The 11705-nt window shown below is 66.6% G+C and carries 11 protein-coding genes and 1 pseudogene; 8 read left to right on the top strand and 4 right to left on the bottom strand.

Going from position 1 to position 11705, the window contains the following annotated elements:
• Window positions 1-25: 25 nt before the first annotated feature.
• The 4 genes from AC06E9_RS09555 to AC06E9_RS09540 all read left to right on the top strand — a co-directional run bounded on the left by AC06E9_RS09555 (window position 26) and on the right by AC06E9_RS09540 (window position 4548).
• Window positions 26-451, top strand: coding sequence for a DNA polymerase III subunit chi (locus AC06E9_RS09555; protein WP_019182556.1), 426 nt, complete (start codon window positions 26-28; stop codon window positions 449-451).
• Between the two features lie 45 nt (window positions 452-496).
• Entirely contained in the window at window positions 497-685 is a 189-nt protein-coding gene (locus tag AC06E9_RS09550) for a YqaE/Pmp3 family membrane protein (RefSeq protein ID WP_121042605.1), read from the top strand.
• Between the two features lie 43 nt (window positions 686-728).
• Window positions 729-3497 carry a valine--tRNA ligase gene (locus AC06E9_RS09545; protein WP_478055964.1) on the top strand — a complete coding sequence of 923 codons (2769 nt, stop codon included), beginning with the start codon at window positions 729-731 and terminating at the stop codon, window positions 3495-3497.
• Window positions 3498-3723: 226 nt separating this feature from the next.
• Window positions 3724-4548: a DMT family transporter gene (locus AC06E9_RS09540; protein ID WP_121042851.1), complete on the top strand. Its 825-nt coding sequence runs from the start codon at window positions 3724-3726 to the stop codon at window positions 4546-4548.
• A gap of 15 nt (window positions 4549-4563) precedes the next feature.
• On the opposite strand, the gene rimI is transcribed toward AC06E9_RS09540, so the two are convergent.
• From rimI to pssA, 3 genes are read right to left on the bottom strand one after another with little or no spacing between them, the layout of a single operon-like run.
• Window positions 4564-5061, bottom strand: coding sequence for a ribosomal protein S18-alanine N-acetyltransferase (gene rimI / locus AC06E9_RS09535; RefSeq protein ID WP_121042847.1), 498 nt, complete (start codon window positions 5059-5061; stop codon window positions 4564-4566).
• Complete coding sequence (locus AC06E9_RS09530; RefSeq protein WP_226956622.1) at window positions 5058-5540, bottom strand: hypothetical protein; 483 nt, start codon at window positions 5538-5540, stop codon at window positions 5058-5060. The genes rimI and AC06E9_RS09530 overlap by 4 nt, the downstream gene beginning before the upstream one ends.
• The gene (gene pssA, locus AC06E9_RS09525; RefSeq protein ID WP_121042601.1) at window positions 5537-6316 is read right to left on the bottom strand and encodes a CDP-diacylglycerol--serine O-phosphatidyltransferase; all 780 of its coding nucleotides are present in this window, start codon (window positions 6314-6316) and stop codon (window positions 5537-5539) included. The genes AC06E9_RS09530 and pssA overlap by 4 nt, the downstream gene beginning before the upstream one ends.
• A 72-nt stretch (window positions 6317-6388) precedes the next feature.
• On the opposite strand from pssA, the gene AC06E9_RS09520 reads away from it, so the two are divergent.
• The 3 genes and pseudogenes from AC06E9_RS09520 to AC06E9_RS09510 form a co-directional block, all read left to right on the top strand.
• Window positions 6389-6763, top strand: coding sequence for a DUF4124 domain-containing protein (locus tag AC06E9_RS09520; protein ID WP_121042599.1), 375 nt, complete (start codon window positions 6389-6391; stop codon window positions 6761-6763).
• 98 nt (window positions 6764-6861) lie between these two features.
• Window positions 6862-8553 carry a proline--tRNA ligase gene (locus AC06E9_RS09515; RefSeq protein WP_121042597.1) on the top strand — a complete coding sequence of 564 codons (1692 nt, stop codon included), beginning with the start codon at window positions 6862-6864 and terminating at the stop codon, window positions 8551-8553.
• A 152-nt stretch (window positions 8554-8705) separates the two neighbouring features.
• Window positions 8706-9080: pseudogene (locus tag AC06E9_RS09510) on the top strand (H-NS histone family protein); the annotation flags it as partial.
• Between the two features lie 89 nt (window positions 9081-9169).
• Here the strand turns inward: AC06E9_RS09510 and AC06E9_RS09505 are convergent.
• On the bottom strand, window positions 9170-10429 hold the full coding sequence (locus AC06E9_RS09505; protein ID WP_121042593.1) for a threonine/serine exporter family protein: 1260 nt from the start codon (window positions 10427-10429) through the stop codon (window positions 9170-9172).
• Window positions 10430-10550: 121 nt separating this feature from the next.
• Here AC06E9_RS09505 and AC06E9_RS09500 point away from each other — a divergent pair, with 121 nt between their 5' ends.
• Window positions 10551-11702 carry an ABC transporter permease gene (locus tag AC06E9_RS09500; RefSeq protein WP_428999465.1) on the top strand — a complete coding sequence of 384 codons (1152 nt, stop codon included), beginning with the start codon at window positions 10551-10553 and terminating at the stop codon, window positions 11700-11702.
• Window positions 11703-11705 lie beyond the last annotated feature (3 nt).

The following is an 11705-nucleotide window of genomic DNA, read 5'->3' as shown; positions in this document are numbered from 1 at the left end:
TTCTCCCTCCGCTCCAGGCCCTGCCATGTCCCGTGCTGATTTCTACCTGATCGCCAAGCCCCGCTTCCTGACCGAGCCATTGCGCCTGGTCTGCGAACTGGCCCGCAAGGCCAATGACGCCGGGCTGTTCACCCTGGTGCTGGCACGCGACCAGGCCCAGGCCGAAGAGCTGGACGAGCTGCTGTGGGCGTTCGACAACGATGCCTACATCCCGCACCAGATCGCCGGCGAAGACATGGACGAGGAAGAGGCGCTGGTGCTGATCGCCGTTCCCGGCACCGAGGCCCCGGCCCGGCCGCTGGTGATCAACCTGCGCGACGATCCCTACCTGGCCGCCTGCGACCGCGTGCTGGAAGTGGTGCCGGCCGACCCGGAAGCGCGCGAACCGCTGCGCGAGCGCTGGCGCCAGTACAAGGCACTGGGCTTTGACCTGAACAAATACGACATGTAACCCGCGCGGCGCCCGTCCGGTCGCCGCCGCCCCCGGAGACCCTTGATGCGCCTGTTGATCGCCCTGATCTTTCCCTGGTTCGCCTTCTTCACCATCGGCCGCCCGATCGCAGGCATCCTCTGCCTGATCCTGCAGATCACGCTGATCGGCTGGCTGCCCGCCGCGATCTGGGCCGCCTACGCGGTCTCACAGTTCCATACCGACCAGAAGATCCGCCGCGCCTTCGGGCGCTGAGCTTCCGGCACCCCCACCTTCCGTATTCGATCCTGGTTCCCGCATGACCCAACTCGCCTCCAGCTACGACCCGAAAACCTTTGAAACCGCGCTGTACGACGCGTGGGAGAAGGCCGGCCATTTCAAGCCGTCCGGCAAGGGCGAGCCGTACACCATCCTGCTGCCGCCGCCGAACGTGACCGGCACGCTGCACATGGGCCATGCCTTCCAGCAGACCCTGATGGATGCACTGGTGCGTTACCACCGCATGCGTGGCTACGACACGTTGTGGCAGGTCGGCACCGACCACGCCGGCATCGCCACCGAGATGGTGGTGTCGCGCAACCTGGCGCTGGCCAACACCGGTGAGACCCGCGATTCGCTGGGCCGCGACGGCTTCATCGAGAAGGTGTGGGAGTGGAAGGCGCAGTCCGGTGACACCATCGAGCGCCAGATGCGCCGTCTGGGCACCTCCAGCGACTGGTCGCGCAGCACCTTCACCATGGACCCGCAGCCGTCCGAAGCGGTGGTCGAGGCGTTCGTGCGCTGGCACGAGCAGGGCCTGATCTACCGTGGCCAGCGCCTGGTCAACTGGGATCCGGTGCTGAAGACGGCCATTTCCGATCTGGAAGTGGAGAGCGTGGAGGAAGACGGCTTCCTGTGGTCGATCAGCTACCCGCTGGCCGATGGCAGCGGCACCCTGACCGTGGCCACCACCCGCCCGGAAACCATGCTCGGCGACACCGCGGTGATGGTGCACCCCGAAGACGAGCGCTACGCGCACCTGATCGGCAAAATGGTGAAGCTGCCGCTGACCGACCGCGAGATCCCGGTGATCGCCGATGATTACGTCGACCGCGAGTTCGGCACCGGCGTGGTCAAGGTCACCCCCGCGCACGATTTCAACGATTACCAGGTCGGCCTGCGCCACAACCTGCCGATGATCAACCTGTTCACCCCGGTGGCGGCAATCAACGACAACGCCCCGGAGAAATACCGCGGGCTGGACCGTTACGAAGCGCGCAAGGTGATCCTGGCCGAGCTGGAAGACCTGGGCATCCTGGTCGAAACCAAGGCGCACAAGCTGCAGGTGCCGCGTGGCGATCGTACCCAGCAGGTGATCGAGCCGTACCTGACCGACCAGTGGTTCGTGAAGATGGACGTGCTGGCCAAGCGCGGCCTGGAGCTGGTCGAGAACGGCAGCATCCAGTTCGTCCCGGCCAACTGGATCAACACCTACCGCCACTGGATGGAGAACATCCAGGATTGGTGCATCAGCCGCCAGCTGTGGTGGGGCCACCGCATTCCGGCGTGGTTCGACGATGCGGGCAACTGCTATGTCGGCCGTGATGAAGCCGAAGCGCGCGCGAAGAACAACCTCGCCGCCGACCTCGCCCTGCACCAGGACAGTGACGTGCTGGAGACCTGGTTCTCCTCGCAGCTGTGGCCGTTCTCCACCCTGGGCTGGCCGAACGAGCAGGCGATGGACGCGCGCGGTTTCGAGCGCTACCTGCCGTCGTCGGTGCTGATCACCGGGTTCGACATCATCTTCTTCTGGGTGGCCCGCATGATCATGGCCACCGACAGCTTCACCGGGAAGATCCCGTTCAAGGACGTCTACATCACCGGCCTGATCCGCGATGCGCAGGGCCAGAAGATGTCCAAGTCCAAGGGCAACGTGCTGGACCCGCTGGACATCATCGATGGCATCTCCATCGAGGACCTGGTCGCCAAGCGCACCACCGGCCTGATGAAGCCCAAGGACGCGCCGAAGATCGAGAAGGCGACGCGCCGCGAATTCCCCGAGGGCATCATCGCCCACGGTGCGGATGCGCTGCGCTTCACCATCGCCGCGCTCGCCACCCACGGCCGCGATATCAAGTTCGACATGAACCGCGCCGAGGGCTACAAGAACTTCTGCAACAAGCTGTGGAACGCCAGCCGCTTCACCCTGATGAACACTGAGGGCAGCAGCTTCACCGGCGTGCCGCAGCCGCGCACCGATGCCGAGCGCTGGATCCTCGCGCGCCTGGCCGTGGTCTCGGCCGAAGCGCAGACGCATTACGCCAACTACCGCTTCGATCTGCTGGCGCAGTGCCTGTACGAATTTGCCTGGAACGAGTTCTGCGATTGGTTCCTGGAACTGACCAAGCCGGCCCTCAACGGCGCCGATGCCGACGATGCCAACAGCACCCGCCACACCCTGCTGTACGTGCTCGAAGCGCTGCTGCGCCTGCTGCACCCGCTGACCCCGTTCGTCACCGAGCAGCTGTGGCGCCAGGTCGCCCCGCGCCTGGGCCTCACCGACGACACCATCTCGCTGCGGCCGTACCCGACCGCCGAAGAGTTCGCCGGTGATTTCGCCCGCGCCGAAGCCGACGTGGAATGGCTGAAGTCGATGGTCAACGCGCTGCGCCGAGTGCGCAGCGAGTTGAACGTGCCGCCGTCCAAGCTGGTGCCGCTGCTGCTGCAGGGTGGCAGCGACGACGACCGCGCGCGCATGACCCGCTTCACCTCCTCGCTGTCGTTCCTGCTCAAGCTGGAGCGCATCGAGTGGCTGGCCAACGGCAGCGACACGCCGCCGGCCGCCGCCGCGATCGTGGGCGATCTCACCTTGCTGGTGCCGCTGGAGGGCCTGGTCGATCTGGGTGCCGAGCGCGCGCGCCTGGACAAGGAAATCGCCCGGGTGGAATCGGAGAAGGAAAAGAGCGGGACCAAGCTGGCCAAGTTCACCGACAAGGTGCCGGCGGCTGTGGTCGAGCAGGAGCGCGTGCGCCTGGTCGAATGGACCGCCCAGCTGGACGGTCTGCGTTCGCAGCGCGCGAAGCTGTAAGCGCACGGGTAGAGCCACGCCATGCGTGGCTGCTTCTGCGGGGCCAGGGTAGAGCGACCCCATGGGTGGCTGCCTTCCGGGGCGGGATGGCGTGCAGCCACCCATGGGGTGGCTCTACCCTGGGCCGATAACGTAGGTAGGGCCCGCCTGCGCGGTTACGGGCCCGATGCCTGCCCATCTGCGGCATGATGCGGGTTCGTCCACGGATTGAATGACCGCCGACACGATGTCGCTGTCCCTCTTCTGCATCGTGCTGTTGGCCGCCCTGCTGCATGCCAGCTGGAACGCGATCGTCAAACGTGGCACCGACACGCTGCTGACCACGATCCTGGTCACCGGCTCGGCGGCGGTGATTGCCGCGATCGCGCTGCCGTTCGTGCCCACACCCGCCGCGCAGAGCTGGCCATGGCTGGCCGCCTCGACCCTGCTCCAGGTCGGGTACTACGTGCTTGTCGCGCGTACTTACCAAGTGACCGACATGAGCGCGTCCTACCCGCTGATGCGCGGCTGCGCGCCGATCCTGGTCGCGCTGATCAGCACGCTGTTTCTGGGTGAGCGCCTGGCATGGATCGCGTGGGCCGGCATCGGGCTGATCTGCCTGGGCATCCTGTGCATGACCCGCGGCACCTCGCGCCAGCATCTGTGGCTGCCGCTGCTCAATGCCGGTGTCATCGCCACCTACACCTTGGTCGATGGTTGGGGCGCGCGTCACTCGGGTGCCGTGGTGAGCTACACGTTGTGGCTGTTTCTGCTTTCCGGCCTGCCTTTGCCACTGTGGGCGGTGTGCACACGCGCCAGCGCGCTGCGTGACTATGCGCGCCGCAACTGGGGCTACGGCATCACCGGCGGCATCGGCACGCTGGTCTCCTACGGGCTGGCGCTGTGGGCCATGACGGTCGCGCCGATCGCGATGATCGCCGCACTGCGCGAAACCTCGATCTTGTTCGGCATCCTGATCTCGGCGTGGCTCCTGCGCGAACGCGTTACCCGCCAACGCTGGATCGCCGCCGGCCTGATCGTGCTCGGGGCAGTGGTGCTGCGGTTGGCGTAGCACCCCCCCACGCTGTCAGAGCGGCGGCATCACCTGGATGTCGTCGTCAACCAGCTCGATGGCCATCACCAGCGCATCCTCGCGCCCGTCGCGGGCAGGGTAATAGCGCGGCCGGCGGCCGATCTCGTTGAACCCTTCGCTGTGGTACAGCGCCACCGCCGAGGTATTGGACGGGCGCACTTCCAGGAACACCCGGTGCGCACCGTGGTCACGCGCCAGCTTCACCAGCGCGCGCAGCAGGTAGCGGCCGTGGCCGCGCGATTGGCACAGCGGGTCCACACAGATGTTGAGGATATGCGCTTCATCGGCGGCGATGCTGAGCAGGCCATAGCCCATCAGCAGACCGTCCTCTTCCATCGCCAGGCCGGGATAACCGGCACGCAGGCAGTCCTGGAAGATGCCGCGGGTCCACGGGTACGGGTAACCGCGCACCTCGATGGCCATCACCGCATTGAGGTCGCTTTCGCGCAGCGCGCGCAACGACAACGGCCGCGGCGAGCTCACCGCGCTCACGGTCGGCCCCGCTTGCGCAGGGCGCGCAGCTGCGGCCACAACGCGCGCTTGGCGGCGGCACTGCTGCGCAGTTCATCCAGGTTCCAGCTGGCCATCAAGGCCTGGGTGTCCGGCTCGGCCGGGTTGCAGCCGGAGGCGCGCAACAGGGCGATCTGCAGGCGATCGGGCATCCGGACCGCCGCGCGGCGGCCTCCGCCTCCGCGTGCCGGCGTGGCCGCCGGGACGGATGGCGGCGCGCCTTCTTCGACCGTGCGCGGCGCGCTTCGGCGTACCGGCGCGGGCGCATCCACCGCCGGTGCTGGCCGCGACTGGCGCACCGGCGCGGACGACTCGGCGAGCGGCGCCGCGCTGAGCTGGACATCAGGTACCGCAGCGGCTTCCGGCTCGACGCTGCCGTCGACGAACACCGTATAACCCATCGCCTGCAGCCAGGACTGCTGCGCCGGCGACCACAATGGCGGCAGCGCCTGCCCGCTCACGCGTTCGGCTCGACCGTCTTGCGGGTGCGCTGCCACGCCCAGTAGCACGGGCCGGACAAGGCATACACCACGCCCACCGCGAACAGCACGCGCGGCAGATCAATGACCATGATCGCGATGGCGATCGGCACCAGGGCCAGCGCCAGGAACGGCACGCGATCCGCGCGCGGTCCTTTCTCGCCACTGCCCTTGAAGCTCCAGAAGCGGATCCGGCTGACCATCAGCAGTGCCGACACCAGGGTCACGCCCAGCGCGACATAGCGCAGCTGGTTGCCGTCCCAGCCGAGGTTGCCATCAGCGAAAGCCCAGACGAAGGACATCATCAGGCCGGCCGCAGCCGGGCTGGCCAAGCCGATGAACCAGCGCTTGTCGACCACGGTTACCTGGGTATTGAAGCGGGCCAGGCGCAGCGCGGCGCAGGCGGCATACAGGAAGGCGACCGCCCAGCCAACGCGGCCGAGCACCGGGTCGTCGAACTTCAGCCAGGACAACGACCAGTGGTACATCACCAGGGCCGGGGCCATGCCGAAGCTGACCAGATCGGCCAGCGAGTCGTACTGCACGCCGAATTCGCTGCTGGTGCCGGTCAGGCGGGCCACACGGCCGTCCAGGCCATCCATGACCGCCGCGACAAACACCGCGACTGCGGCATTCACGAAGTCGCCGTTGGCCGCGGCGATGATCGCGTAGAAGCCGGCGAACAGGCCTGCGGTGGTGAACAGGTTGGGCAGCAGGTAAATGCTGCGCGAGCGCGGCGGGGGTTTCATCTGATCCATGCGGCCAGTTTAGCTTGCCAGCACCGGCGCGGGGTGCTGCAATCGCGGTTCTGCCCCGTTCCCGGAGTTGCCATGCGTGCCCTGTCCCGTCTGAGCGCCCTGCTGCTGCTCGCCAGCGCCACGGCCAGCGCCGGCACTGTCTATAAGTGGAAAGACGCCAACGGCGTCACCCAGTATTCGGAGAAGCCGCCGGCCGGGCAGAAGTACGAGGCCCGCCAGGTCGAGAACCGGGACCCGCTCCCGCGCGAGACCGCCACCGCCCCGGCCGAGAACAAGGCCTGTACCGACGCCCGCGGCAATCTCACCCTGCTCAACGGGCCGGGCAAGGTCATGCAGGACGCCGATGGCGACGGCACGGCCGATACCGCCCTGACCGACGAGCAGCGCAGCGCCCAGAAGACCTTGGCCGAGGCCGCCATCCAGGCCTACTGCACCCCCAAGGCCTGAGCCACCGGCCCCGTCGAGGCAGCCAAAACCAACGGCAACACCCATCGCGGCGGCCGGACTGGCAGAATATCGGCTTCTGCCGTTCAGCGAAGCCGACGATGCGCCTCTCCCAGTTCCACCTGCACACCACCAAGGAAACCCCCAGCGACGCGGAGCTGACCAGCCACCGCTTGATGCTGCGCGCGGGCATGATCCGCAAGCTGGCCTCGGGGCTGTACACCTGGTCGCCGCTGGGCCTGCGCGTGCTGCGCAAGGTCGAGCGCATCGTGCGTGAGGAAATGGAGCGTGCCGGCGCGGTGGAATTCCAGATTCCGACCCTCCAGCCCAAGGAACTGTGGGAAGCCACCGGCCGCTGGGAAAAGTTCGGCCCGCAGCTGCTGAAGATCAAGGATCGCAAGGAGCAGGTGTTCTGCTACAGCCCGACCGCTGAAGAAGCCGCCGCGGATTTCGCGCGCCAGGAGCTGTCCAGCTACAAGCAGCTGCCGGTCAATTTCTTCCAGATCCAGACCAAGTTCCGCGATGAGATCCGGCCGCGCTTCGGCGTGATGCGCTCGCGCGAATTCCTGATGAAGGACGCCTACTCCTTCCACCTGCACGATGACTGCCTGGTGCGCGAGTACGAGAACATGAAGGCGGCCTACAGCCGCATCTTCACCCGCCTGGGCCTGGATTTCCGCATGGTGCAGGCCGACTCGGGCGCGATCGGTGGCGATGCCTCGCAGGAATTCCACGTGATCGCCGAGTCCGGCGAAGACGCACTGGTGTTTTCCACCGGCTCGGATTACGCGGCCAATATGGAAGCGGCCATCGCCGCGGCCCCGGGCGAGCGCCCGGCCGCCAGCGAAGCGCTGCGCAAAATCGATACGCCCACGCAGAAAACCTGTGAAGCCGTGGCCGCCCTGCTTGGCCTGGGCCTGGAGCGCACGGTCAAGTCGATCGCGATCATGAGCGAAGCCGGTTTCGTGCTGGCGCTGGTGCGCGGCGATCACGACGTCAATGAAATCAAGCTCGGCAAGGTCGAGGGCCTGCAGGGCTACCGCATGGCCAGTGAGGCGGAGATTGCCACGCACCTGGGCAGCGAGCCGGGCTTCCTCGGCCCGCTCAATCCGGCCCTGCCGATCCGCATCGTGGCCGACCGCGACGTCGCCGCGCTGGCCGATTTCGTCATCGGTGCCAATGAAGCCGGCTTCCATATCGCCGGCGTCAACTGGGGCCGCGACCTGCCCGAACCGGAAGTGGCGGACATCCGCAACGCCAAGGCCGGTGATCGTGCCGCCGATGGCGGTGAACTCAAGATCGCCCGCGGCATCGAAGTTGGCCATGTGTTCCAGCTCGGCCGCCAGTATGCGCAGGCGTTGAATGCGACCGTCCTCGACGAGAACGGCAAGGCCGCGGTATTGGCGATGGGCTGCTACGGCATCGGTATTTCGCGCATCGTCGCCGCGGCGATCGAGCAGAATCATGACGACGCCGGCATTATCTGGCCCGACGCGATGGCGCCGTGGCAGGTGGTGGTCTGCATGATCAACCCGAAGCAGGACGAGACCGTAGCGGCCACCGCCGCCGAGCTGCTTGCACAGTTGCAGGCCGCCGGCCTGGATGTGGCGCTGGACGACCGCGGCCTGCGCCCGGGCGCGATGTTCGCCGACATGGAACTGATCGGCGTGCCGCACCGCATCGTGGTCTCCGAGCGCGGCGTCGCCGCCGGCACGTTCGAGTACCGCGCGCGCAATGCCGCCGAAGCGGAGGTCCTCGACAAGGACACACTGCTGGCAAAATTGACGAAGTAAAGACAAAGGCCGGGTGAATAACCCGGCCTTTTCAATGGTGGACCCGGTTTCAATATCTCCGGTTTGTTTGTGTATTTCGCAAAAGAGAATGTATGCTGTTTCCGACGCCAAGGACCGGCTCACCCTGTCCTTAATATATTGCGGAGTAGTAGATGAGCATTGACCTGAGCGGCCTGTCCGCCAAAGAGCTGGGCGCGCTGATCAAGAACGCCAAGAAGCAGCAGACCATCGTGGCCAAGCGTCCGGCGATCACCAAAGTCCGCGCACAGCTGACCAAGCTGGCCAAGGCCCAGGGCTATTCGGTGGAAGAACTGTTCGGCGGCGCTGCCCCGGCCGCACGTGGCCGCGCCGCGAGCAAGGCCACCAAGGCCCCGGCCAAGGCCGTGCGCAAGCTCGGCAAGGTCGCCCCGAAGTATCGCAACCCGGCCAACCCGAAGGAAACCTGGACCGGCCGTGGCAAGCAGCCGCGCTGGCTGGCCGCGCATACCGCCAAGGGCAAGAAGGTCGAAGAGTTCCTGATCAAGAAGTAAGCCGGTCAGTCACTGCTGCACATGAAAACGCCGGCTTCGCGCCGGCGTTTTCGTACCCGTTGATGGCGCGCGCGGTGACCGGGCGGTCAAAGATTCTTGCGCGCCGGGATCAGCAGATTACCGAACAGCAGGCCGGCCACCAGCGCCATCACCACGTTGAGCACCGTCATCAGCACGGTCTGCCCGGCGCTCATGTCCTGCTGCTGGACCAGCGTCAGCACGCCGCGCAGGCTGGTACTGCCGGGCACCAGCATGATGATGCCGGGCAGGCGGATGATCGCGCCCGGTCGCTGCGCCAGCCGACCGAACAGATTGCCGGCGGCGGTCAGCAGCATCGCGGACATGAAAATGCCGGCCGGGATGCCCCACGCCTGTCCGGCGAATTTCGATATCGCATAACCGGCGACGGCCGCCGCCATCACCCAGGGGAAATCGCGGCGGTTGGCCTTGAACAACATCGCGAACGCGAACGCGGCCAGCAGCAACGCGCCCCATTCGACCCAATCGGCCTGCGGCCGCGAAGCGCGGACCAGCGGCTCCAGCCCGACGATGCCCGACAGCGTCACCGCGATCACCGCGCCCACCGTCAGTTTCAGGATCGTGGTCACCGCACCGGCAAACCGCGCCGTGCCCGAAACCCAATGCTGGCTCGCCAGCTCATTGACCGCATTGGTCAGCGACATCCCGGGCAGCAGCACCACCAGCGAGGCGATGATCACCGTGTTGAGGTTGAGCGCGCCGATGAAGGAGGCCACCAGCGTCGCCACCGAGCCGGCCAGCAGGGCCGCCAACGCCTCGTTGGCTTCGCGCGTGGCCGGGCGACGGTCGGTATACATGCCCATGACGCCGATCAGCAGACCGATCACGCCGGCGGTGGCGATATCCAGCCACGGCAGTTTCCACAGGCCGGCCACGCCCGCTGCGCCGAGGCTGTAGGAAAGGATGGTGCGGATCTTGCCCCAACGGCCAGGATCCTTGTCCAGCTGGCGCAGCGCGGTATGGCCCTGCGCGATGCTCATGGCGCCGTTGGCCACCGCATCGGTGATCTGGTCGGCGATGCTGAGTTTATGCAGGTCGTTCTCGCCCGGTGCCAACCGGATCACACGGGTGATGTCCGATGAACCGATCGCCTTGGTCGGGTCGCTGAAACTCAGGATCAGGCCAGTCGGGTTCGACCACGGCTCGCAATCCAGGTCCAGGCGCTGCGCCAGCGCGACCACGGCTGCTTCCAGCCGCTGCGCGGTGGTGCCATAGCTGTGCAGGCGCCCGGCCATTTCCGAAACGAAGGCCACGCGCTGTGCGTAGGTGGCCGGTGGTGCAACGATGGTGGGGGCGTCGGCAGACATGCGCCGTAGTATTACCCGAACACGCCCCGGCCTGAAGAATCCCGGTGTCATCGTGCGCCTGCGTGCAGGAACGGGGCGCACTGACCGACGCGTTCAGCCCGTCCCGGCGCATACGCGAGCCATGCACCCGGACAGGGTATGCTGCGCGCAGGACGCCTACATGACCTCAGACCAAGCCCCCCATCTCGAGCAGGATGCCCAGGACCCCGGCCTGATCCGGTTGTCTGGCCATTGGACTTTACGCACCGCGCTGGACGCGGCCGAAGTGCTGCGTGGCCTTCCGGAGAACGTGACCGGCCTGGATGCCAGCGGGATCACCCTGCTCGACTCGGCCGGTGTGCTGCAGTTGCTGCGCGTGGCCCACCGCGCCGATCTCGGCGAGGATGCGGTGACGTTCCGCGAGGAACATCGTGCGCTGGTCTCGACCATCGAGGAAGTCGCCGACGACCGGCCCAAGGCCAAGCGGGACTTCGGCGTGCTGGCCGCGCTGGAGCGGCTCGGTGTCAGCGTGCACGGCATGGGCCACAACATCGTGGCACTGGCCAGTTTCCTTGGCGAGAACCTGGTCAAGGGTGCGCGCCTGATCAAGGAGCCGCGCCGTTTCCGGCTCACTGCCACGGTCGCCCAGATGGAACAGGTCGGCTTGGATGCAGTGCCCCTGGTCGCCCTGCTGTCCTATCTGGTGGGCGCGGTGATCGCCTTCCTCGGCTCCACGATCCTGCGCGACTTCGGCGCCGAGATCTACGTGGTCGAACTGGTCAGCATCGCCTTCCTGCGTGAGTTCGCCGTGTTGTTGACCGCGATCGTGCTGGCCGGCCGCACCGCCAGTGCGTTCACCGCGCAGATCGGTGCGATGAAGGCGCGCGAAGAAATCGACGCAATGAAAACGCTGGGCCTGGACCCGGTTGATCTGCTGGTGCTGCCGCGCTTGATCGCGCTGTTGATCACGTTGCCGCTGCTGACCTTCATCGCAATGATCGCCGGCCTGGCCGGTGGCATCACCGTCGGCGCCTTCGATCTGGATATCCCGCCGCAGATGTATATCGCGCGCATGCACGACACCATGGAAGTACGCAACATGCTGGTCGGCCTGTCCAAGGCGCCGGTGTTCGCGCTGGTGATCGGCCTGATCGGCTGTCTGGAGGGCCTGAAGGTGGAAGGCACCGCGCAGTCGGTCGGCGAGCGCACCACCTCCAGCGTGGTGCAGGCCATTTCGCTGGTGATCATCCTCGACGCGTTCGCCGCGCTGTGGTTCATGAAGATGGGCTGGTAACCG

This window comes from Stenotrophomonas sp. Steno-Z10-BAI (genome assembly GCF_056393115.1).
Note: the sequence above shows the minus strand (reverse complement) of the source record. Positions and strands in the feature narration are given on the sequence as shown.